At 37.8% G+C, this 23,449-nt stretch carries 14 protein-coding genes, 2 tRNA genes and 3 rRNA genes; 5 read left to right on the plus strand and 14 right to left on the minus strand.

From position 1 onward, the window contains the following. Nucleotides 1-106: 106 nt before the first annotated feature. The 6 genes from QWY86_RS00165 to QWY86_RS00190 all read right to left on the minus strand — a co-directional run bounded on the left by QWY86_RS00165 (nucleotide 107) and on the right by QWY86_RS00190 (nucleotide 8,531). Entirely contained in the window at nucleotides 107-1,459 is a 1,353-nt protein-coding gene (locus tag QWY86_RS00165; protein WP_290237367.1) for a Gfo/Idh/MocA family protein, read from the minus strand. A gap of 25 nt (nucleotides 1,460-1,484) precedes the next feature. Next, nucleotides 1,485-2,033 carry a discoidin domain-containing protein gene (locus tag QWY86_RS00170; RefSeq protein WP_290237369.1) on the minus strand — a complete coding sequence of 183 codons (549 nt, stop codon included), beginning with the start codon at nucleotides 2,031-2,033 and terminating at the stop codon, nucleotides 1,485-1,487. A 7-nt stretch (nucleotides 2,034-2,040) separates the two neighbouring features. Then, nucleotides 2,041-3,357, minus strand: coding sequence for a DUF3472 domain-containing protein (locus tag QWY86_RS00175; protein ID WP_290237372.1), 1,317 nt, complete (start codon nucleotides 3,355-3,357; stop codon nucleotides 2,041-2,043). A 10-nt stretch (nucleotides 3,358-3,367) separates the two neighbouring features. Continuing rightward, on the minus strand, nucleotides 3,368-4,858 hold the full coding sequence (locus QWY86_RS00180; RefSeq protein ID WP_290237374.1) for a RagB/SusD family nutrient uptake outer membrane protein: 1,491 nt from the start codon (nucleotides 4,856-4,858) through the stop codon (nucleotides 3,368-3,370). Between the two features lie 19 nt (nucleotides 4,859-4,877). After that, nucleotides 4,878-7,790, minus strand: a complete 2,913-nt coding sequence (locus QWY86_RS00185; protein ID WP_290237376.1) for a SusC/RagA family TonB-linked outer membrane protein — start codon at nucleotides 7,788-7,790, stop codon at nucleotides 4,878-4,880. 582 nt (nucleotides 7,791-8,372) lie between these two features. Further along, the gene (locus tag QWY86_RS00190; RefSeq protein ID WP_290237378.1) at nucleotides 8,373-8,531 is read right to left on the minus strand and encodes a hypothetical protein; all 159 of its coding nucleotides are present in this window, start codon (nucleotides 8,529-8,531) and stop codon (nucleotides 8,373-8,375) included. Between the two features lie 177 nt (nucleotides 8,532-8,708). On the opposite strand from QWY86_RS00190, the gene QWY86_RS00195 reads away from it, so the two are divergent. Together QWY86_RS00195 and QWY86_RS00200 are read left to right on the plus strand one after the other, a co-directional pair. After that, nucleotides 8,709-9,029 carry a hypothetical protein gene (locus QWY86_RS00195; RefSeq protein WP_290237380.1) on the plus strand — a complete coding sequence of 107 codons (321 nt, stop codon included), beginning with the start codon at nucleotides 8,709-8,711 and terminating at the stop codon, nucleotides 9,027-9,029. 32 nt (nucleotides 9,030-9,061) lie between these two features. Next, nucleotides 9,062-10,582: a DUF4394 domain-containing protein gene (locus tag QWY86_RS00200; RefSeq protein ID WP_290237382.1), complete on the plus strand. Its 1,521-nt coding sequence runs from the start codon at nucleotides 9,062-9,064 to the stop codon at nucleotides 10,580-10,582. 60 nt (nucleotides 10,583-10,642) lie between these two features. Here QWY86_RS00200 and QWY86_RS00205 read toward each other — a convergent pair whose 3' ends face one another. Both QWY86_RS00205 and QWY86_RS00210 read right to left on the minus strand, forming a co-directional pair. Beyond that, nucleotides 10,643-10,999, minus strand: coding sequence for a response regulator (locus QWY86_RS00205; protein WP_290237384.1), 357 nt, complete (start codon nucleotides 10,997-10,999; stop codon nucleotides 10,643-10,645). A gap of 81 nt (nucleotides 11,000-11,080) precedes the next feature. Then, nucleotides 11,081-12,283 (minus strand): glycosyltransferase family 87 protein, encoded by a 1,203-nt coding sequence (locus QWY86_RS00210; RefSeq protein WP_290237386.1) that lies wholly within the window; start codon nucleotides 12,281-12,283, stop codon nucleotides 11,081-11,083. Between the two features lie 270 nt (nucleotides 12,284-12,553). Here QWY86_RS00210 and QWY86_RS00215 point away from each other — a divergent pair, with 270 nt between their 5' ends. The 3 genes from QWY86_RS00215 to QWY86_RS00225 are packed head-to-tail and all read left to right on the plus strand — an operon-like array spanning nucleotide 12,554 to nucleotide 15,395. Next, entirely contained in the window at nucleotides 12,554-13,690 is a 1,137-nt protein-coding gene (locus QWY86_RS00215) for a glycosyltransferase family 87 protein (RefSeq protein WP_290237388.1), read from the plus strand. Next, nucleotides 13,687-14,619: a glycosyltransferase family 2 protein gene (locus QWY86_RS00220; RefSeq protein WP_290237390.1), complete on the plus strand. Its 933-nt coding sequence runs from the start codon at nucleotides 13,687-13,689 to the stop codon at nucleotides 14,617-14,619. The genes QWY86_RS00215 and QWY86_RS00220 overlap by 4 nt, the downstream gene beginning before the upstream one ends. Then, complete coding sequence (locus tag QWY86_RS00225; protein ID WP_290237391.1) at nucleotides 14,619-15,395, plus strand: polysaccharide deacetylase family protein; 777 nt, start codon at nucleotides 14,619-14,621, stop codon at nucleotides 15,393-15,395. Before QWY86_RS00220 ends, QWY86_RS00225 begins: the two co-directional genes overlap by 1 nt. 8 nt (nucleotides 15,396-15,403) lie before the next feature. On the opposite strand, the gene QWY86_RS00230 is transcribed toward QWY86_RS00225, so the two are convergent. The 6 genes from QWY86_RS00230 to QWY86_RS00255 all read right to left on the minus strand — a co-directional run bounded on the left by QWY86_RS00230 (nucleotide 15,404) and on the right by QWY86_RS00255 (nucleotide 23,227). Continuing rightward, the gene (locus QWY86_RS00230) at nucleotides 15,404-17,164 is read right to left on the minus strand and encodes a S8 family peptidase (RefSeq protein WP_290237393.1); all 1,761 of its coding nucleotides are present in this window, start codon (nucleotides 17,162-17,164) and stop codon (nucleotides 15,404-15,406) included. Nucleotides 17,165-17,726: 562 nt separating this feature from the next. Continuing rightward, nucleotides 17,727-17,838, minus strand: a 5S ribosomal RNA gene (rrf, locus tag QWY86_RS00235). A gap of 138 nt (nucleotides 17,839-17,976) precedes the next feature. Next, nucleotides 17,977-20,851, minus strand: a 23S ribosomal RNA gene (locus QWY86_RS00240). A 402-nt stretch (nucleotides 20,852-21,253) separates the two neighbouring features. Continuing rightward, nucleotides 21,254-21,330: transfer RNA gene (locus tag QWY86_RS00245), tRNA-Ala, on the minus strand. A 17-nt stretch (nucleotides 21,331-21,347) separates the two neighbouring features. Beyond that, a tRNA-Ile gene (locus tag QWY86_RS00250) sits at nucleotides 21,348-21,422 on the minus strand. Nucleotides 21,423-21,705: 283 nt separating this feature from the next. After that, nucleotides 21,706-23,227 (minus strand): 16S ribosomal RNA (locus QWY86_RS00255). The 16S, 23S and 5S rRNA genes sit together here with 2 tRNA genes alongside, the layout of an rRNA operon. Nucleotides 23,228-23,449 lie beyond the last annotated feature (222 nt).

A 23,449-nucleotide genomic window follows, 5' to 3' on the forward strand; every position in this document is an offset into this window, starting at 1 on the left:
CTCATTAATTTATTTGTTGTTTATGTGTTTAGCATTGCCGTTATGAATGAAAAACTCAAGTTCATAACGGCAATATAAAATGCCAGACTAATTATACAACATTTTACTAAAAGCCACTATCATCTAATGCAAATGTATTTTTTCGCTCCTTCCATTTACCTTTAGTAAAATCAGGGAATTTTTGTGGCATATTTCCTTCTTTTAAAGATTTAGTAGAAAGCGGTACAATTACACTCATGGTAACTGAATCGTAAACATCAATCGGTGTTTGTTTTTTCTGTTTTACTGCCTGAATAAATCCATTAAAAACAAACCAATCCATACCACCATGCCCTGCACCAACGGCTTCCTTTTCGTATTTTTTCCAAAGTGGATGATCGTATTTTTCAAACCATTCTTTAACTGGCTCCCATTTATCATTGCCCTTGGAATTTTTTTCGATATAGATTGATTTGTTTACATCCATCCAAATTCCATCCGTTCCCTGAACCCTAAATCCGATAGAATATGGGCGTGGCAAATGCGTATCATGACTTAATAAAACAGTTTCACCGTTTGCGCAATTTAATAGCGTTGTGGTTACATCACCATTTTTATAATTTATTTTTGCGTTTGGATGACCTGGCGACATATCTTCAACGTAAGCGGCTAAACCTCTGGCTTTTGAACTAAACGAGACCAGATTTGTAAAGCGATTACCTCTGTTTATATCCACATACTGCATAATCGGACCAACACCATGCGTTGGGTACAGATCTCCATCTTGGTCTATATTGAATTGCGTTCTCCATTGTGCTTCACTCAATGCTTTCGGACCATATTCAACACCATTACCGTAATAAGATTTTCCATCGTTAAAAAGTACATTTCTTAAGTTATGCTGATAACCGCCTTCTAAGTGAATCAGTTCGCCAAAAACGCCTTGCCTAACCATATTCAAAGCTGCCATAACATCTCTGCGGTAGCAAACATTTTCTAAAGTCATATATGGCATACCTGTTTTTTCAGAGGTATTTACAATATCCCAATGATCTTGAACAGTTAAGCCTGCAATAACCTCGCAGCCCACATATTTACCTGATTTCATTGCATCAATGGCTTGGTCTTTATGAAACTGCCAAGGTGTTGCAATAATTACTGCATCGATATCCTTTCTATCTAAAAGTTTTTTGTAAGCATCAGCCCCGCCTGTATATTCTGTGGCAGCAGGCCTGCCTTTTTTAGCAATAAAAGCACGGCAAATTTTAAGTGAGCTTTCCTGTGTATCGCAAATGGCTACAATTTCCACATCATCTCTTAATGTACCTTCAGAAATATGACTCATACCTCTTGCACCTACACCAATGTAACCAAGTCTAACCTTGGTATTGTCAGATTTTGCAAAAAGTGTTCCGCCAGGTAAAATTGTAATTCCTGCTGCAGTAATTGTACTGTTTTTAATAAACGCTCTACGTTCCATTATTCTTTTATTTTATAGGTGATTATTATTTTACTGTAAACACATCAATTTCCGCTAAAAAAGTATGTTTAGTGGTTCCTGTCTGACTTTCAGTAGCAGTTAATTTAATATAACGGTAAGCATTAGCCGAGGATACCGGGAAAGTTTGCGGATCGTTAGTGATTGCAAAATTGAACGTTCCAAGGCTGGTAAAAGTTGTTCCATTTGTACTGCCTTCTAAATTAAACTTTTTCATTCCCGATCTGTTTGGTGTTGCCGCCTGCCTGTTGGTAACCACTACAGCAACTAATTTACTTTCTTTTTTCATATCTAAAAGTACCCAATGCGGATAATCTGGATTCGTTACCGTGTAATCAGTATGCCAATAGGTTGCAATATTATTATCAAGCAAGGCTGATGCTTTACCTGTATTTTCATAACCATCTGGGGTTTCGCTATCTGCGGTTGCTGTCCAGGTTGTTTTATCAGCTTTGATGGCTGTAGATTTATCTTCAAACAAAATGCTTTCTGCCTTATCGCAGGATGCAGTTAGCAAAGCGATGCCTATTAAAAGGCTTAATACAATCTTTTTCATCTTGATATTATTTTTTAGGAAGGTTATTAAAATTAATTTCTGGCTTGATGCCATTTGTTGTTCTGGTAAAGTTTTGGTTTACTGGAATGTATTGATCAAAGAAGCCACCGTTTTTTAAGTAAAATGTTCCATTATCAATACCACCTGCATAATCCATTCTTTGCTTGTTGGTAACAGTAGCATCACCCGTTAGCTTAGCTGCTTTAAGTTCAATCCAAACGCCATCATTAGTACAAATCCATTGATTATTGGTTAACATTTTTCTACCCATGTATCCGTTATAATCATAGAAATTCTCTAAAAACGAATGTAAACCAGTTAAATAGGTGTCGGTCAATGGTCTTTTCCATGTACACATAAAACGCCAGCTATTGGCTTCCGGCTCGAAAAACCAAGCTGAATAAAGCGTATTTCCGGCACCATCAGGCTTTGCCTGAGTCAAAAATTTATAGGTTACCCCGGCTTTCCAGTTGTAAACAACATAGCTTTGGCCGCCTGTACCTTCGCCGCCAAAGCGTTGTACAGTTACACCTTGGCCTTGAGATGTCGCTTCAGTAATTCCGGTACTTGGGTCCCAAACCGAGAATAATACCCATCTATCGTTAGCTCTGCTTTGAATTCCAAAATAGCCTTGTCCAAAACCATTTGCCATGAAATAAGAACCTGGCGAATCTTCGCCAACAGGAACAGTTAGTTCATTGTAGAACCATTCGGCATTTGTTGACGCCGGCAAAGTATAACCCAGGTGAACAGATGGGCCTCTACGCGACCAGTAGTAATTTTCGGGATCATTAGCGAAAATTAAATTTGCAGCAGTTGTACCGCCAACAACTAAGTCTGAAATCTCTGCAAAACTACTTCCGGTTTTTGATATGCCCTGAATTTCTACTTTTACATAACCTTCTTTGGCTACATTAATTTTTCCAACGTAAACATTTTTAAGCTCGCTGTTTGATGCCGTCACTTTATTCGTTACGCCGTTTGCAGTTACGTTAAATTGACTGGTTCCACCTGCAACTTTAAGTTTCAGGCCTAATTTTAATTCTCCGGCTTGTTGAACTCTAAAATAAACCACGCTAATGGTTTTATCACTTGTCCAGCCTGTTAAACCAGTTTTTTCAATTGTTTCTGCTGCGGCTTTGGTTTGAATAAATGCATTTCCTCCAAATGGAACTAAAATACCATCGATAGTTTCAGGTACAGTTTCTGTTTTTGGCTTTTCAATAATATCTTTTTTCTTACAAGCCAATACAGTTAGTGTACAGAAAAGTAACATCAATGGTCCATAAATCCTCAGCATTTTATTAAAATTTAACTTTTTCATAAAAAAGAGGTTAAGGATTTTGAGTTAATGCAGGATTTTTATTTATCTCCGTTAGCGGAATAAATGATACAACGCGATTATCAAAAGCGGTAACCGTTTGATTAACATTACCATTTACTGCTTGTGTACCAGGATAATTCCTAACCATCGGACGTCCGTTTCTAAATAAATCGTAAGCACGTTGACCTTCGAAAGCATGTTCCAGCCATCTTTCTTCTAATACTACATCAAGAATACTTTTAGCGGAAGCTGCAACCGAAGCGATTGTGTGTGTAGTAATGCCCGCTCTTGTACGGATAATATTTACATCATCAAGTGCAAGTTGTGCATTGCCCAATTTAGCATTAGCCTCAGCACGGTTTAAATACATTTCTGCTAACCTTAAATAAACTGGCGAACTTAAATTAACAATACCCTCTTGTAAATTATACTTATTAATATAGTGCATTGGCGTGTTAGGAGTAACCTTAGTATTATTTTGCACCACACCATTTACTCTATAGCTAGAGATAAAGCTTAGTCTTCTATCAGCAGGGTTAAGCGATAAGAAATCATAGTACTTTTTAGATGCATATATTTCGCCCCAACCGCTGAATGCCTGGTTTTGTGCTACACCATTTGCATCGCCACTGTAATACATCGAACCGATTGCAGAATAACCTCTATCCTCTGTTTTAATGTGCCTGGTACAGAAAATGGTTTCCTTGTTGCCTTCCGGCGCAGCCCTGAAATACGTTTGATATTCTGAACCTTGCAACAGCGCATAACGACCAGAATTGATAACCAAATTTGCGTAATCGATAGCTTTTTGGTTATTTTCCTGATAAAGATAAACTCTTGATAATAATGCATAAGCCACTTCTTTAGATGCAAAAGGATTAGTTTTGGCAACAGACATTAAACTTGCAGCCTTAATTAAATCTGCAATTACAAATTCGTAAACAGCCGAAACTTTGCTGCGAGGTAAGGTTAACTTTTGTTCTTCAGTTAAACCCTCTTTTAAAATTGGAATACCCGCATTATCTCCTGCATTCTGACTAAAAGGTCGGCCAAAAACCCGAACCAAATTGAAATGCATCATGGCTCTTATGTAAAGATTTTCTCCCTTTAATTGCCTAAGATCTGCAGTGGCATTATCGTCTATTTTTTCGATAATTTTATTTGCGGCACCTGCAGCTTTGTAAGATTGACTCCAAAATAATGAGGCATGCGAAGAGTTGATTAGGTGCGTGTATTTATACAAATTGGAAAGGTCATCTGATGAATTTTGTCCTTGAGCAATTTCATCAGAAGGATATTCTGTTAAAAAATGACCGCTTCTAACATAGTTTAAATCTTTAAACAATGCATAAGTACCAATGGTTGCGGTTTCAATATCTCCTGCGTTAGTTAGGGCGGAGTTTTCGTCGATTTGTGTTGATGGAAAATATTCTTTTCTGCAAGATGAAGTGCCTAAAACCGTAGTTAAAATGGCTGCGAAAATTATCGTATTCTTTTTCATGATTTTAACGATTTAAGAATTAGAATGAAACATTTAAGCCAAACATAAATTTGCGGCTTGTTGGGTATTTGATACTTGAATCTCCTGATGCAAGATCAACTTCGGGGTCAGTACCAGAAAATTTAGTAAGCGTCCACAAGTTATCTCCACTTACAAAAATTCTTGCAGATTGAAATTTGATTTTTTTCATTAATGCATCTGGCAAGTTGTAGCCTAACGTAGCGTTACGAAGTCGTAAATAACTTCCATCTTCCAAATATCTTGTTGAAGTTTGGTTTGAAGCATCAGAACGACCGAACACTGGTTTTGGGTGTGTTGCAATGTCACCAGGTTTTTCCCATCTAGACCATCCTTTTGCCAAATTCATTTGGTTATAACTTTCGTATAAACCATCATTATCAAAATAAAAACGACTTGTGTTATAAACATAGTTACCCTGAACAAAATTAAAGAATGTACTTAACGTGAAATTTTTGTAAGCAAAGGTGTTGGTTAAACCGCCTGTAAATTTAGGTGCAGCAGTTTTACCGGTATAAACTCTTGATGCAAGGTTATACGTATTTGTATAAAGCACGTAACTGTTTCCATCTGCATCAGATATTGCATTTTGCCACAAAGGTCTTCCATCAGCTGGATTTACACCAGCCCAAACCGGCATAAACCATTCATCCATATTATGCCCAACACCGATTGGCTGTGTTGCACCAGCATAAACTTCAGAACGACCTTGATTTACTTCCAAAACCTTATTTCTATTCATTGCAATATTGAAATTGGTTTCCCAGGTAAAGTCTTTTCCTACAATATTTTTTGAATTGATGGATAGCTCCAAACCTCTGTTTCTAATTACACCAACATTTTCGTAAACGCCGCTGTAGCCTGTTGTAGCTGGTAATTCTCTAAAGAAAAGTAACGAAGAATTCTTTTTCTGATAAGCATCAATACTGATATCAATTCTCTTAAATAAACCAATTTCTAATCCAATATTTGCAGATTTTGATTTCTCCCAGGTTAAATTTGGATTTGCCATCTGACTTGGTGCAGCACCAGGCAAACCTGCGTAACTTGCACCAGAATTAATGTTATACAAACCCATTGATGCATAATATCCAATTCCATCTGCATTACCAGTTGTACCATAACTACCTCTAAGTTTTAAAAAGCTTATTGGCTTAATGTTTTCCATAAACTTTTCATTAGATATAATCCATGAAGCACCTAACTGGTAAAATGTTGCATCTGGGTTATTGCTACCAAAACGTGATGAATATTCGTTAACTACTGATGCAACTGCAAAGTATTTATCAGCAAGGCTATAATCTAGCTGACCTAAATATTTAATAAATTGATAATTATCATAGCCGCCAGATGGATTGCTGATGATATCAGTTGCGGTACTAAAAGCATCTCTTCCGGCCGGAAGCCCTTTAGCATTTGCACTATTTGAATCAGAATAACCCTTTTCAATCTCGCCAACCGCCAATGCACTAATGTTGTGCTTACCAAAGTTTACGTTATATCTTATTCTGTTTGATGATAAAAGCGTAGAAGAAAATGAATTACTTACATAAGCACTTCCATTATTTACAGCACCATCTTTAGTCCGTTTATCATAATATGAATTACTACGTAGATTAAAAATGTTAGCTCTGTTATAAGTAGAGATTGTTAAATTATCCAACAAAGTATAATCTAAATTCAAATCGGCGGTAGTTCTATAACTTCTTGCTTTTGAATAATTGTATTGCAAGGAGTGCAGAAAATTAGATCTATCTCTACCATACCAAGTTCCATATCTTGAATCTACAGGTGTTCCATCAGCATTGTAAGCTGCATCATAAGGTAAATTTAAATAAGATTGATAAACCGAACCTGCAGAATTGTAATTATCATTAATGTACAATCCATTTAAAAGTGCAGTAAGTTTAAGGCGTTTTGTTAATTGTGAAATAATGTTTGCCCTTAAACTATATTGTGTTTTATCGTTATAAATTTGGGTTCCCTCTTCTTTATAATAATTACCGGATAAGTAAAACTGAGTTTTTTCTGAACCACCACTTGCCGTTAATGTGTGGTTATTAATCATTCCTGTTCTGAAACCTAAATCCCACCAATCGGTATCATTATTTAAAACACCAGCTGCAGGCGTAAAAAATGTGCTTTGATAATTAAAAAGTTCCTGGGCATTCATCAGGCTAAAATTGCCCATGGTTGGATTAGCAAAACCAACAACAGAACTTAAATTAAATTTAGTTTCGCCATTTTTACCTTTTTTTGTTGTTACGATAATAACACCATTTGCGGCTCTTGAGCCATACAAACCCGTTGCAGCTGCATCGCGTAATACGGTAATCGTTTCAACATCAGCAGGGTTATAAGAACCGCCAATATTTCCATCAACTACATATAACGGACCAGTACTGGCATTTATCGTTCCTGCACCTCTAATTACAATGCTCGCACCTGATGTAGGATCGCCTGAAGCAGTTGATGCGACAACGCCTGGAACTTTACCTTGAATTAACGTTGCTAAGTTTACAGATGTTACATCATTTAGCTTTTCTCCGGAAACAACTGATACCGCACTGCTGAGTTCTGATTTCTTCTTAGCCGAATAACCAACAACAGTTACGGCATCTAAATCTGTTGTGCTTTCTACAAGAGAAACATTTAACGTATTAGTGGTAACTTTTATGCTTTGTGTGGTATAACCTATGCCCCTGAAAATTAAAGTCGAATTTCTGGAAGCGGTGATTTTATAAATTCCATCACCATTGGTTTGTACATTAAGATTTTTGCCCTGCTCATTAACATTAATGTTAGGAATTGGGTCGCCCTTTGAATCTTTGACTGTGCCAGTAATAGTTAATTCCTGTGCATATATACTAAGTACTGAGCTTAGTAGCGCAAAAAGTAGGAGTAATTTTTTCATTTTTTTAAGCTTGGTTAGTTAGTTTTTTGCATCAACTTGGTATTTGATGCTTAGTAATTTTTGGGAATTGCCTTTAACTTTCACTCCCTTATCGGATAAAATTTATTCATAATAGAAGTTTTGTTTGTGTGGTTAGCCTTAACTGTTTTGACCAAGGTAAGAGGAAGAAAGTAATGTTGAATATGAAAACTAAACGCAAACGTTTGATAAGATTATTGCGTAAAGCCCTATTAACACAGCTATTTTAAAAGGCCTGTAATTGTCTGCCTATTGTAAAAAGTGGAATAACTAAATATTATGTATGGAATACATATAAGTTTTTAGGAATGGTTAGAAAATTACTGAGGTGAAGTAACCGCATTAAAATTAATGCTGCGCAAACGTTTGAGAAAACTTGCATGAATGTATGCAAAAGGCAAAAATAAGGGCACAAATGTGTATTCATGTTCTATTAAACACGAATAATTTCATCAAAAGCATTATTTCAGGGCAAGCAATATTTCAATAAAATATTGCAAATTAAGGTTGATAGAGCAGCCAAATATCTTTAATTATATTGAGAAATTATTATTGAAGAATTATCTATTCTTCTGAATCCTGCTCAATATTTTCCAATAAAAAGCGTAGAAATAATTCACGATTATGTTGTGTTTCCAATGAGTTATCTGTTATAACTACAGAATTTGAGCTTTGAATCTTTGTTGAGTGGTTATCTGAATTTGAAGTTTGTAAAGTTGCCATAGTTTTGCCAATTGTTTTAATACATTAACTTATCAAACCTCTAAATGTTTAAGATTATTTTATTTTCTTGGTAACAATCCTGGTAGAAACGAATTGAAAATTTATTAATAAATAAAAACCAAATAGTTGTAGAGTTCGTAAGTAAGTACCAGAAACGAGTTTCAGGCAAAGCTTACAATGAAAAAAATTTACCTTTTATTTTTTCTATCATTCTTCACATTACTTTCTGTAAGTGCTAAAGTAATTGTGCCTGTTATTTGCAATACAATAAAATCTTTACCAAAAGAAGATTTAGAAAAAGAAAAAATTGAAACATCCAGCGAGGAAAAAAAAGAAACTGGAAGTTTAAAAACGACTGAATTTATACTGAATCAGTCGAGATGTGTTATTTTTTTAAAAAGAATTAAAATTTCCTTTTCAAATTACAATATCGTTCTTCCAATAATTTATTCCATTGTGCCTAAACAGCCTCCAAAAGCAGTTTATTTTTTCGAATAATTAAACAATTCCTTAAAATAAACTTAAATACAATGCTTAAAATTAAACAAATACTTTTAGCGGTACTATGTGTAGTATCACTATCTTTAACATTATCATCCTGCAAAAAAGATAGAAACTTTAACGACCCTTTAACTCCTGGACCAGACGTAAATTTCTATGCATTAACTGCAGATAGTAAACTGTTGCTTATAAATGCAAAAACACCATCAGCAGTTACCTCTCAGGTAAGCATTTCTGGCTTACAAACCGGAGAAACCATACTTGGAATCGATTTCAGACCGGCAACAGGCCAATTATATGGAATTGGTAGTACAAGCAGGTTATACGTTATTGACCAAAAAACCGGTATTGCAAGATCAATTTCTGCAGCTCCGTTTACACCAGCCTTAAGCGGAACTTCTGTTGCTTTTGATTTTAACCCAACAGTTGATAGGATTAGACTTGTAACTTCAAGCGGTCAAAACTTGCGTTTAAACCCAGAAACTGGAACTGTAGCCGCAACCGATGGCACAATTAACGGCGTAACAAATGCCAGAGTTACTGCAGCAGCTTATACACAAAATAAGGCAGGCGCTACAACTACCGTACTTTTTGATATTGATGTAGCCAACGATAAGCTTCATAAACAAGACCCACCAAATGATGGGAAACTTGTTGAAGTTGGTAGCTTAGGTTACGATGTAGAAGATGCAAGTGGTTTTGATATTAATCCTGATGGAACATCTGCTTTGGCTGCAATGTCAGTTGCCGGGACTTCATCACTATTTATTATCGATATCAACTCAGGAAAAGCTTCAAAAGTTGGTAATTTTAGTCAACAAATCACTGGTTTAGCAATTCCAACTGAACCTGTAGCTTATGCAATTTCATCAGCTAATGAACTATTGATATTTAATCATTTATCTACTACACCAACAATTATTACAAAACCAATTACCGGAATTCAAACTGGAGAAACCATTTTAGGCATTGATATGCGCCCAATTAACGGACAAATATTTGCACTAGGTAGCACCAGCAGAATTTACACGATTAATGCTTCATCAGGTGTTGCTGCTGCTGTAAATGCTAATCCTTTAACTACCCTTTTGGCTGGCACTCAATTTGGTTTTGATTTTAATCCATCTGTTGATAGAATTAGAATTGTAAGTAACACCGGACAGAATTTACGTTTTAACCCTGCCGATGGAACCGTGATTGTTGATGGTAGCATATCACTTTCGACTGCCGCAGTTACAGGCTCAGCTTATACAAATAATGTTGCTGCTGCTGCGTCAACTGTGCTTTATAACATAGATTCTACTGGCGATAGATTGTATAAACAAGATCCACCAAATGCTGGTACATTGGTAGATGTTGGCGCACTTGGAATTAATGTCGAGGCTGCAAATGGTTTTGATATTGGCTCAACTTCTGGTATTGCATATGGTTTATTTACAGTTGGTACAACTCAAAGAGTTTATACTGTTAACCTAACTACGGGAGCAGCAACCGCTTTAGGAACAGTTTCAACCTCAGCCAGAGCTTTTACAGTTGGCTTAGGATTTTAAGTTCTTCCCTCTAAATATAAATGTGAAAGCCTTGAAATTTATTTTTCAAGGCTTTCTTTTTTAAATCATCAATTCGTCCATAATTTCTAGCAGATATCCTATTTCAAATGGTTTCTGCACAATGGCATCTGGTCGGCAATTCGCATCATCAATATCTATCAAATTTGCCGAAATTAAAATAATTGGAATATTGGCGGTTTTTTCATGACTTTTTAAATAGTTGCAAACTATTCTTCCATCTATGTCGCCAATCCAAATATCAAGTAAAATTAAATCGGGTTTAAATTCTTCTATTACAAATTCTACATCAGTAATATTTAATACACCCTTTAACTCAAAATTCCTGTTTTCGAACAATAAGGGAAATACGGCTTGTAATTCACTATCATCATCTACAATTAATATCTTTTTATTCATAGCAAATTTTCATTTAACCATAACGAAAAGAATCAATTTTGGTTTCGGATATTTATAATAAACTGAAACCTCCAATTATTTTTATGAAATGTTGAAGTTAGAAACCTCCAAAGTATGTTCTTCTTCTACTTCCGATTGATAAGCCCAAGCCAGATAAATTATTCGCAACCAAACAATAAAGAATGGTAAACTTAGTATAGCTAATGATAAAGGATGCTTATGCGCCCAGTGCGGGAATAATAGCAATGGAAAGTTGCAGCATAAAACTAAAAGCGTTGGTAATAAAACCCTCTTTATTTGACTATCCTTTTCATACATAAACCATAAGCCAACGCCAATAATTGAAATTACGTAAGTACAATCTTCTGAACTTGTACTAAATAATACAGGAAACAGCAATGCTGATGATAGAATTAATAATCGAAATGTTTTTCCCTTAAAAGATGACCATTTAACGAATGGGATTAGAAAAATGAAAGCTCCAGGCATTAAAAATGCCAGGTTAGGAATATCATAATCGTAAATAAGTGATCTAAAGAAACCAATGATTGAAATAGGCACAGAGCCTTGAGTTGTATTCGTTAGATTCTTCTCAGCCAATGTAATAAACCATTCCTGATAAGATTCGAAAATAGTTAGCGGCGATGAGAAAAACATTGGTAAAGTAAAAAATACCACCGCCCATAATGCAGAATACAAAATGAAGCGAGGTTTATTTTTCACAAAAAAGAAAAATGCTAAACCCATTACACCATAAAGCTTAATAAAAGTGCCTAAAATAATCAGCATAGATGACCATAAACCTTTACTATTATTTAACCTGGTAAAACTTAAAATAATAAATGCTGCTGCAGTAGCATTAAATTGTTGGTTTAACATGGATTCGATAAGGCAAGGAATTGCGATATAGCCAATTATTACGCGTTTATCAGACTTTATGGGCAGTGTTTGCAAAGCATAAAACAGAATCACACAATTAAATACGTTCCAAAGTATTAAACCTAACCAATTTGGCAACATTGCAAATGGCGCAATAAACAAAGAAAACACTGGGCCATAATGATTTACATCATCATGAAATTGCGGATACTGAGCATAAAAAGATTGCTCAGCAAACAAATTCCTAAAAGTATTCTCAAATATTAGATAGTTATTAAATCGATGTGTTATGAGTGAATTTATTGCAAAGAATAATGCAATTGCAAGCCATATATAAAATATAATACCTTGCTTAGAAGTAGAAAAAGTTTTCCCTTTTCTAAGTAATTCAGGAAAGTTAATCATTGGTTAAAAAAGTAATAAGGATGTTACAAAGCAATATTAATTATAACATTTATCACTTCCAAATCATTAAGCACAAAAAAAACAACTGGTATAAGTAATCATACATTTTTATTCTAATTTTGAGTAGAATGATGTATTATATTCTTAATCAGAATATTAAGTTCCGCAAGGCAATTCAGTTTTCAAAAAAATATAAATGCCTATATTTGCAGTTCTAATCATGGCATGAATCTGAGGTTAACCTTTCCAAATAAGCTGAAATCCATTTTGATGAATAAACGATTTATAATAATCATTTATTTGCTTCTTGCTGTTATTTCGGGTATTAAGCAGTATAACCATAATACGTACAACAATTATCAGATTTATAAATACGTATATATCCATACTGTAGAAAATAAAAATCTATACTCAGAATATCCTGAATATTTAGATAGCAATCATTACGGACCGCTGTTTTCAATTTTTGTAGCTCCATTCGCTTTATTTCCTGATGCAATAGGTGCCGTTTTGTGGAACATGGCCAACGTAGTTTTGTTACTCTATGGGATTTTTAGTTTGCCAATATCTATTGATAAAAGAAAAATAATTGCCTGGATTTGTGCACATGAAACGCTAACAGCACTATTCAGCTTTCAGTTTAATATTGCCTTAACCGGATTAATTTTACTGAGTTTTTCTTACACAATAAGGCAGAAGGAAATACAATCAGCATTTTTCATCGCAATAGGAACATTAATTAAGCTTTATGGAATTGTAGGCTTGGCATTTTTCTTTTTCAGTAAGAATAAAATAAAATTTATAGGAGGAGGCATAATTGCCCTGGCGGTATTGTTTATACTACCAATGGTGATTTCCTCACCTAATTTCATCATACAAAGCTATTCTGACTGGTATAATTCATTGGTACATAAAAATGATATTAATGCATCATTAACTTCATTTCAAGATATTTCTGTAATGGGTATGGCTCGAAGAATTTCGGGAAATGTAAAATTAGAAAATGCCCCATTTTTATTAGGTGGAATTTTACTTTTTGCATTACCTTATACAAGATTAAAACAATATAAGTTTTTATCATTTCAGCTACTGCTCTTAGCTTCTACATTAATTTTCACGGTTATATTTAGCAGTGGATCTGAATCGCCAACTTATATTATCGCATTTGCAGGTGTTGCAGTGTGGTTCGTTACGCAACAAAAACCAAAACAAAACTGGATAATTGCACTATTTATTTTTACTTTTATTTTAACAAGCTTATCTCCTACTGATATTTTTCCGCATTCGGTTAAAGAATTCATTCGCCTATATTCGCTTAAAGCTTTACCTTGCATAATTATTTGGTTAACCATAATCTATCAAATGATGGTAGAAGACTTTGACGCTTACCCTACTGCCAATAAATGAATAAATTAGTTTCTATAGTAATTCCTGCTTACAACGAAGCCGACAATATTTTTGTAATTGCAGAAAGCATTAAACAGGTTTTTGCATCAATTAATTACAATTATGAAATTATTTTAGTTGATGATGGCAGTGCCGATAATACAATCGAAAAAATAAAAGAATACGCGTTACAACTTGATAATATTTTTTTTCTTGAATTTTCTAGAAACTTCGGCCATCAGCTTGCTGTAAAGGCTGGGATGGATTATGCATATGGAGACTGTGTAATTTCTATGGATTGCGACATGCAACATCCACCAGAACTTATACCAGAAATGCTTAAAAAGTGGGAAGAAGGCTTTGAAGTTGTTTATACCATTCGCGAAGAAGATAAAACACTTTCCAAAGGTAAACGGAGTTCATCGAGTTTATTTTACAAGACTTTAAACTGGCTATCTGATATTGAATTAGAATCTGGCGCAGCCGATTTCCGTTTACTAGATCAAAAAGTTGTAAATGTATTCCGAAATTTCCATGAAAATGAACCTTTTTTAAGAGGCTTGGTAAAATGGTTGGGCTTTAAGCAATTTGCAATCAAATATAATCCGGCAGCTCGTTTTTCCGGACAAAGTAAGTACACCCTAAAAAAAATGTTGAGGTTGGCGCTACATGGCGTAACTTCTTTTAGTATTAAACCTTTGTATTCTGCGGTTTATTTGGGCTTTACATTATCGTTTGCTTCAGTATTATACATCCCATATATTATTTATGCCTTTGCAAATGATGTTGAAGTTTCTGGCTGGGCTTCGGTAATTATGACAATTGTATTTTTTGGTGGTTTGCAATTAATAATTTTAGGCATAATTGGTATTTACGTGGGTAAAATGTTTATGCAGAGCAAGAACCGTCCAAATTATATCATCCGTTCAACAAATATTCCTGTAAAATAATGGTACTTTTAAGTTTTGATATTGAAGAGTTTGACATGCCTTATGAATACAATCGGGAAATCTCATTTGCTGATCAAATTGCAATTTCGAAAGCAGGAACTTTAAAGATTTTAGACATTTTAGATAAATACGATGTTAAGGCGACCTTTTTTTGTACCGTAACCTTTGCGGAGAATATTCCCGATATCATTAAAAGAATTACTGATAGCGGTCATGAGTTGGCGTCACACGGTTATTATCATTCAGATTTTAAACCTGAACATTTGCTCCAATCGAAAATCAAATTAGAAGCACTTTCTGGGCAAGAAATAGTCGGCTACAGAATGGCACGAATGATGCCTGTGGATGAAAAGGAAATTGAAAAAGCAGGTTATGCTTACAACACATCAATAAATCCAACTTATTTACCGGGTAGGTACAATAACTTTAGCATTTCCCGCACATTTTTTACTAAAGAAAATGTATTGCAAATCCCTGCCTCGGTTAGTCCATTAATAAGATTTCCATTATTTTGGCTGTCATTTCATAACCTCCCATTGTCTATTTATAAATTATTAGCCCGCTGGACTTACAAAAAAGACAATTATCTGAATATCTATTTCCACCCATGGGAATTTACCGATTTAGATGATTTTGAAAGATTTGGTTTTCCCGGCTACGTTGTAAAAAACACCGGCGATAAAATGGTTAGTAGAATGGAAAATTTGATTCGCTGGATGAAAGTTAAAAAGTATCCATTCGGCACATTTAAAGATTTCATTCAAACTATAAAATAGCTAAAAAACTATTTATAACTTTCTGCTAATTTCAATGCATTGTAGGCATTAACTATGCCGCCGCTTACACAAATATCGCTAAAAGGTACTCTCACATTCTCACCTTTTTCATTTTTATATTTTACTTTACGTGTAACTTTGGTTACCGATTTCATAATTATTTCCCTTACCTGTGATGGTAATAAATCTGGATAATAGCTCAAAATCAGTGCTGCCAATCCTGAAACAACAGGAGATGCCATACTTGTACCATCCAATTCCTCATATTTACCATCTGGAACTGTAGAATTAATTAAGAAACCCGGTGCAAATACATCAACATTGTACTTGCCATAGTTAGAAAAATCTGCTTTTAAATTATCATCATCCTTATAAGCACTTGCACCAACTTCTATCCAGTTTGAAGCATGTGGAAGTTTAAATTTCGCCGAATCCAATGGAATTGGTTTATTAAATGCACTGTTGCTAATAGGCGGCCTCATGCCCATACCATTATTTTGCATATTGGGCTTTGGGGGTGTAAAATCTGCTAATGCTGGTTTTTTATGAGCTGCTTTATATTCAGCAGCTTCCTTACCCTCAAAATATTTGTTAGGGTAATTTTCTTCAATGTCATTGTTCTGATTATCATTTCCGGCCGCATGTACCAAAAGAACACCCTTGCTTTCCGCGTATTTTACGGCTTCATCAACAACTTTTTTATCCCAACTGTAGCTTTTACCAAAGCTCATATTAATTACCTTTGCGCCATTATCAACTGCATATCTAATTCCATTTGCTACATCTTTATCCCGCTCATCTCCGGTAGGGACAACTCTAATTGCCATAATGCTTACATTATTCGCAACGCCCATTATCCCAAGTGCATTTATACGATTTGCAGCTATTATACCTGCAACATGAGTTCCATGGTGTGCATCAGGTCCTTTAACATCTTTATTGCCGTAATTTTTTTGTTCCGAATCTGAATAATTATCGCCAACCAAAGTTGCTCTCATATCATATTTAGGATTGAGGTTATATTTCAACATCGCATCATATTGCTTATATCCATCCTTAATACTCTTGTAGAATTTCTCAAAACTACCATCCTCCTTCGCACCTTTTCTGATGATTTTTTTAACCTGTTCTTCTATTTCATCATCAGGGTTATATCTTTCAATATCATCTAATGTTGGAATTTGCTTATTGTTTACTTTAGCGGCAGAATCAAGTACCTTATTAATGGCAATAAGAACTGAAAAAGTATTGCTGGCATCTTCATATTTCTTACCAAAATCGCCAACCATTTTTTTGTACAATTTAAATTCTTCTTTTTGGGTACTATCTAAGGGTGTTAGGTTAGTGGTAGATTGATATTTAGGAGTGTAAATCCTTAAAAGTCTAACCAATTCAAGATTATCGTATTCCAAATTACCATTTTTTGAACCTATGAAATTCCACCCATGTATGTCATCTATATAGCCATTGCCATCATCATCAATGCCATTACCTGGAATTTCTTTTGAGTTAGTCCAAATTACATCTTTTAGATCTTCATGGTTAGTTTCTATGCCGCCATCAATAACTGCCACAACAACCTTTTGCTTAGGTTTTTTCAGCGTCAGAATTTCTCGATAAGCTTTTTCAGTACTGATACCAAAATAACCATTTTCCAATAAATCTAAATTGAACCAATTTTTAGGCAATTCTATATTTTTGTCTTGTGCAGAAGCAACAACATTGGCAGCAAATATTACTAAAAGAATTCCTAACCTTTTCAATTTCATTTTCATCAAATTATACCTACGCAATATTACAATAATACGGTTTTATTGCCTTGTCCTTAAAATTTTTAGCATATTTTAACAATAGAATGTATTCTTTTAACAAACCAACATCATCTATAATGGCAAATGTAGCCCTGCTGTAGTTTCAATCTTTTCGGTGACTGGAAGAAGATATTTTAATTGTTTGGAAAGCCGAAAAAGATTTCCACGCCCATCAGGTTTAACTTTCAATGTCAGTATTTTAAACCTAGCACAAATCAGCGTTCCCCATTTCAATCCGCAGAAAATTGAATTGTTTAGTTGTTTAGTTGTTTAGTTGTTTAGTTGTTTAGTTGAACAACTGCTCAAATAGGGTATTGTTTCATTCCTATCCAGTTCAGTCCCGGAAAATGAACTGAGGCTTTCGATTTTAGCCGCCTTGCTCTTTAGTCTTTGCTCCTTCATCCTTGTTCCTTGTTCCTTCATCCTTACTCCTTGCTCTTTGTTCCTTGCTCTTATGCTCCAAAAAAGTGTATAAACAAAGAAAGCCTTGCAACAGTTGTTACAAGGCTCTTCTTTTAAGATTTGGCACCGACCTACTCTCCCACGTGTTACCGCAGTACCATCGGCTCTGGTGGGCTTAACTTCTCTGTTCGGAATGGGAAGAGGTGGACACCACCGATATAGGCACCTAAATGTTTTTATATAAGTGTTAAGTTTTATGTTTTAAGTTATACGTCTTAAAACGTACCACCTATAACTTATAACCCACAACTTAAATGACATATTATTGAAAGAAGTTAAGTTTTGAAGAACAAACAACAGTCTGTTTGCTTTGAAAGCTTCGGATGATTAGTATTACTCGACTATGCTGTCACCAGCTTTACATCTGTAACCTATCAACGTAGTCATCTTCTACGGTCCTATATGGAATTCTCATCTCGTGGCTAGTTTCGCACTTAGATGCTTTCAGCGCTTATCTATTCCCAGCGTAGCTACTCTGCAATGCCCCTGGCGGAACAACAGATTCACTAGAGGCTAGTCCAACCCGGTCCTCTCGTACTAAGGTCAGCCCCACTCAAAATTCCTACGCCCACAACAGATAGGGACCGAACTGTCTCGCGACGTTCTGAACCCAGCTCGCGTGCCACTTTAATCGGCGAACAGCCGAACCCTTGGGACCTTCTCCAGCCCCAGGATGTGACGAGCCGACATCGAGGTGCCAAACCTCCCCGTCGATATGAGCTCTTGGGGGAGATCAGCCTGTTATCCCCAGCGTACCTTTTATCCTTTGAGCGATGGCCCTTCCATGCAGAACCACCGGATCACTATATCCGTCTTTCGACCCTGATCGACTTGTAGGTCTCACAGTCAAGCAAGCTTATGCTATTGCACTCCTCATACGGTTACCAAGCGTATTGAGCTTACCTTTGAAAGCCTCCGTTACCTTTTTGGAGGCGACCACCCCAGTCAAACTACCCATCAAACAATGTCCTCCGCTTAGCGGAGTTAGACACCGAATACAGAAAGGGTGGTATTTCAACGTTGACTCCACGACGCCTGGCGACGCCGCTTCATAGTCTCCCACCTATCCTACACATCCTGTACCCAATGTCAATGTTAAATTGTAGTGAAGGTGCATGGGGTCTTTCCGTCCCGTTGCGGGTACCCGGCGTCTTCACCGGGACCACAATTTCACCGAGCTCATGGCTGAGACAGCGCCCAGATCGTTACACCATTCGTGCAGGTCGGAACTTACCCGACAAGGAATTTCGCTACCTTAGGACCGTTATAGTTACGGCCGCCGTTTACTGGGGCTTCGATTCAATGCTTCTCTTACGATGACATCCCCTCTTAACCTTCCAGCACCGGGCAGGTGTCAGGCCTTATACTTCATCTTTCGATTTTGCAAAGCCATGTGTTTTTGTTAAACAGTCGCCTGGGCCTTTTCACTGCGGCTTACATTACTGCAAGCGCCCCTTCTCCCGAAGTTACAGGGCCATTTTGCCGAGTTCCTTAGCCATGATTCACTCGAGCACCTTAGAATCCTCTTCCCGGATACCTGTGTCGGTTTGCGGTACGGGTTTTTATAACCTGAAGCTTAGCGGTTTTTCTTGGAAGTCTGTTTACCTGCTCTATCCACTCATCCGAAGACTCGCGGTACTATTGGTTTTCAGCTAGATTGGCGGATTTGCCTACCATTCTAATACCTACAACCTTTAACGAACTATTCCGTCAGTTCGCGGCAGTGTCACTACTCCGTCCCCACATCGCAGTTATAAAAAGTACTGGAATATTAACCAGTTGTCCATCGAATATCCCCTTCGGGTTCTCCTTAGGTCCCGACTAACCCTGATCCGATTAGCGTTGATCAGGAAACCTTATCCTTTCGGTGGGCGGGTTTCTCGCCCGCCTTATCGTTACTTATGCCTACATTTGCTTTTCTATACGCTCCAGCACCCATTACCAGATACCTTCGCTGCATATAGAATGCTCCCCTACCGATATATTTCAATCCCATAGCTTCGGTGATACACTTAATGCCCGTTTATTATCCATGCCCGATCGCTCGACTAGTGAGCTGTTACGCACTCTTTAAATGAATGGCTGCTTCCAAGCCAACATCCTAGCTGTCTGTGCAATCGGACCTCGTTAGTTCAACTTAGCGTACACTTGGGGACCTTAGCTGATGGTCTGGGTTCTTTCCCTCTCGGCGCGTGACCTTAGCACCCCGCGCCTCACTGCAGATCATATTTCATAGCATTCGGAGTTTGTCTGGATTTGGTAGGATTTGACTCCCCCGCACCCAATCAGTAGCTCTACCTCTATGAAACTTAATATCCACGCTGTTCCTAAAAACATTTCGGGGAGTACGAGCTATTTCCCAGTTTGATTAGCCTTTCACCCCTACCCACAGATCATCCGGAAACTTTTCAACGTTTATCGGTTCGGTCCTCCAGTACGTGTTACCGCACCTTCAACCTGTCCATGGGTAGATCACAAGGTTTCGCGTCTACCTCCTCTGACTATACGCCCTATTCAGACTCGCTTTCGCTTCGGATCCGTGTCTTAAACACTTAACCTTGCCAGAGAAGAGTAACTCGTAGGCTCATTATGCAAAAGGCACGCCGTCACGCAACTTGTACGCTCCGACCGCTTGTAAGTACACGGTTTCAGGTTCTATTTCACTCCCCTGTTCGGGGTTCTTTTCACCTTTCCCTCACGGTACTGGTTCACTATCGGTCTCTCAGGAGTATTTAGCCTTACCGGATGGTGCCGGCAGATTCCCACAAGGCGTCTCCGACCTCGCGGTACTCAGGATACTACTAGGCTAACATTCTATACGTGTACCGGGCTATCACCGTGTATCGCTGGGCTTCCCATCCCATTCCACTTCTGTTTGTTAATACCACATCGTAGTCCTACAACCCCCACTTTGCCGTAACAAAGTAGGTTTGGGCTCTTTCCCTTTCGCTCGCCACTACTCAGGAAATCATTATTATTTTCTCTTCCTCTGCTTACTTAGATGTTTCAGTTCGGCAGGTTTGCTCATTATATGTGACATGTCTTCAACATGCCGGGTTGCCCCATTCGGAAATCTTCGGATTAATTCCTATTTGCAAATACCCGAAGCTTATCGCAGCTTATCACGTCCTTCATCGCCTCTGAGAGCCAAGGCATCCCCCGTGTACTCTTTCTTACTTTCTTCTACGCATGCGCCTTTTGCGCCGCATGGTATGCTTTTTTTGCTCTTGTTATGATGTCTCATACTTAATCTCGGCTTGCGCTTTGTTAAGTGAGCACAAACACAACAGTCGCCTATTGTTGTTTGCTCTTCTTTTTTAACTTCTTCCAATATGTCAAAGAACTTTACTAAGGTTCAAGGTAAAGGGTATAAAGGTGGAGGGTTTCATTGCCCTGCGCCTAAGCCTCTAGCTTAACCTTATTAGTAAAAAACTACGGCCTCGAACCGTTCCTAAGTGCCCCTGCGGCGTTTCTTATTTATCTTTCTTAATTATGTCAATGTAAGCTTACCTATCCCGGTAGTCTTTGTTTTTGTTGTGGTTGATAGTGACCTTAAGCCTTCTACCTTTTAACCCTCAACCTTAATGGTGGAGAATAACGGAGTCGAACCGTTGACCTCCTGCGTGCAAGGCAGGCGCTCTAGCCAGCTGAGCTAATCCCCCAAAGGATTTGATTATTGTAGTCCCGTCCAGATTTGAACTGGAGACCCCTACATTATCAGTGTAGTGCTCTAACCAGGCTGAGCTACGGGACTTTTTGATTTTAGATTGCTGATTTTAGATGTACGATTTTCTTCCGTTGCCGCTTCAATCGTAATTCGTCAATCTTAAATCGTAATTCAATTTCAATCTCGCCTCTCAAAGATTTGTTAGTGCAACTAAATGCTTAATCTTTTGGGTGTTTCTTTTTTAATGTCTTGGTTATACGGTTGGTTTGTTGTTTGGCTGTTGCGTCTCTTAAACGTATAACCTATAACTTATAACCAATAACTTAATTAGAGTATCATGTTGCGCAGCGAGTAGTCAACTCTGCTCCAGAAAGGAGGTATTCCAGCCGCACCTTCCGGTACGGCTACCTTGTTACGACTTAGCCCCAGTTATCGGTTTTACCCTAGGACGCTCCTTACGGTTACATACTTTAGGTACCCCCAACTTCCATGGCTTGACGGGCGGTGTGTACAAGGCCCGGGAACGTATTCACCGCGTCATTGCTGATACGCGATTACTAGCGAATCCAACTTCATGGGGTCGAGTTGCAGACCCCAATCCGAACTGTGAATGGCTTTATGAGATTCGCATACCATTGCTGGCTAGCTGCCCTCTGTACCATCCATTGTAGCACGTGTGTAGCCCCGGACGTAAGGGCCATGATGACTTGACGTCGTCCCCTCCTTCCTCTCTGTTTGCACAGGCAGTCTGTTTAGAGTCCCCATCATTACATGCTGGCAACTAAACATAGGGGTTGCGCTCGTTGCGGGACTTAACCCAACACCTCACGGCACGAGCTGACGACAGCCATGCAGCACCTAGTTTCGTGTGATTGCTCACTTATTCATCTCTGAATAATTCACTAACTTTCAAGCCCGGGTAAGGTTCCTCGCGTATCATCGAATTAAACCACATGCTCCTCCGCTTGTGCGGGCCCCCGTCAATTCCTTTGAGTTTCACTCTTGCGAGCGTACTCCCCAGGTGGAATACTTAACGCTTTCGCTTAGCCGCTAACTGTATATCGCTAACAGCGAGTATTCATCGTTTAGGGCGTGGACTACCAGGGTATCTAATCCTGTTTGATCCCCACGCTTTCGTGCCTCAGCGTCAATAAAACCATAGTAAGCTGCCTTCGCAATCGGTGTTCTGAGACATATCTATGCATTTCACCGCTACTTGTCTCATTCCGCCTACCTCTAGTTCATTCAAGCAATTCAGTATCAAAGGCACTGCGATAGTTGAGCTACCGTCTTTCACCTCTGACTTAAACTGCCGCCTACGCACCCTTTAAACCCAATAAATCCGGATAACGCTTGGATCCTCCGTATTACCGCGGCTGCTGGCACGGAGTTAGCCGATCCTTATTCTTCCGGTACATTCAGCTCTCTACACGTAGAAAGGTTTATTCCCGGATAAAAGCAGTTTACAACCCATAGGGCAGTCTTCCTGCACGCGGCATGGCTGGTTCAGAGTTGCCTCCATTGACCAATATTCCTTACTGCTGCCTCCCGTAGGAGTCTGGTCCGTGTCTCAGTACCAGTGTGGGGGGTCATCCTCTCAGATCCCCTAGTCATCGTCGCCTTGGTGGGCCGTTACCCCGCCAACTAGCTAATGACACGCATGCCCATCTTAATCCTATAAATATTTGAACATTGAGTAATGCTACTCTGTGTTTTTATGCGGTGTTAATCCGAATTTCTTCGGGCTATCCCCCTGATTAAGGTAGGTTGCATACGCGTTACGCACCCGTGCGCCACTTTCCTTTCCAGCAAGCTGGAAAGTATCGTTCGACTTGCATGTATTAGGCCTGCCGCTAGCGTTCATCCTGAGCCAGGATCAAACTCTCCATTGTAAAATGTTATTTGATTCTGACCAGTTTTAACTATTGTTAAAAATAGTCTTCTTTTTTAATTATGTCTGTTGAGACATTGACTTTAAAATCAAGCTTCGGTACTCTGTACTTGAATCCGTACTTCATTACCCCGCTTGCGCTACATTGACATCTCTTTTAAGAACTTATTCGGCTCGGTACCTCGCGGCGGCCTCATTTATATATCTTTAAACTCAAATTAAC

The sequence above is a fragment of the Pedobacter aquatilis genome, assembly GCF_030409415.1.
Lineage (GTDB): Bacteria > Bacteroidota > Bacteroidia > Sphingobacteriales > Sphingobacteriaceae > Pedobacter > Pedobacter aquatilis.

Excerpts from the sequence above, each read along its gene's own strand:
- QWY86_RS00165 (WP_290237367.1), bottom strand. The coding sequence starts at position 1,459 with ATGGAACGTAGAGCGTTTATTAAAAACAGTACAATTACTGCAGCAGGA.
- QWY86_RS00170 (WP_290237369.1), bottom strand. The coding sequence starts at position 2,033 with ATGAAAAAGATTGTATTAAGCCTTTTAATAGGCATCGCTTTGCTAACT.
- QWY86_RS00175 (WP_290237372.1), bottom strand. The coding sequence starts at position 3,357 with ATGAAAAAGTTAAATTTTAATAAAATGCTGAGGATTTATGGACCATTG.
- QWY86_RS00180 (WP_290237374.1), bottom strand. The coding sequence starts at position 4,858 with ATGAAAAAGAATACGATAATTTTCGCAGCCATTTTAACTACGGTTTTA.
- QWY86_RS00185 (WP_290237376.1), bottom strand. The coding sequence starts at position 7,790 with ATGAAAAAATTACTCCTACTTTTTGCGCTACTAAGCTCAGTACTTAGT.
- QWY86_RS00190 (WP_290237378.1), bottom strand. The coding sequence starts at position 8,531 with ATGGCAACTTTACAAACTTCAAATTCAGATAACCACTCAACAAAGATT.
- QWY86_RS00195 (WP_290237380.1), top strand. The coding sequence starts at position 8,709 with ATGAAAAAAATTTACCTTTTATTTTTTCTATCATTCTTCACATTACTT.
- QWY86_RS00200 (WP_290237382.1), top strand. The coding sequence starts at position 9,062 with ATGCTTAAAATTAAACAAATACTTTTAGCGGTACTATGTGTAGTATCA.
- QWY86_RS00205 (WP_290237384.1), bottom strand. The coding sequence starts at position 10,999 with ATGAATAAAAAGATATTAATTGTAGATGATGATAGTGAATTACAAGCC.
- QWY86_RS00210 (WP_290237386.1), bottom strand. The coding sequence starts at position 12,283 with ATGATTAACTTTCCTGAATTACTTAGAAAAGGGAAAACTTTTTCTACT.
- QWY86_RS00215 (WP_290237388.1), top strand. The coding sequence starts at position 12,554 with ATGAATAAACGATTTATAATAATCATTTATTTGCTTCTTGCTGTTATT.
- QWY86_RS00220 (WP_290237390.1), top strand. The coding sequence starts at position 13,687 with ATGAATAAATTAGTTTCTATAGTAATTCCTGCTTACAACGAAGCCGAC.
- QWY86_RS00225 (WP_290237391.1), top strand. The coding sequence starts at position 14,619 with ATGGTACTTTTAAGTTTTGATATTGAAGAGTTTGACATGCCTTATGAA.
- QWY86_RS00230 (WP_290237393.1), bottom strand. The coding sequence starts at position 17,164 with ATGAAATTGAAAAGGTTAGGAATTCTTTTAGTAATATTTGCTGCCAAT.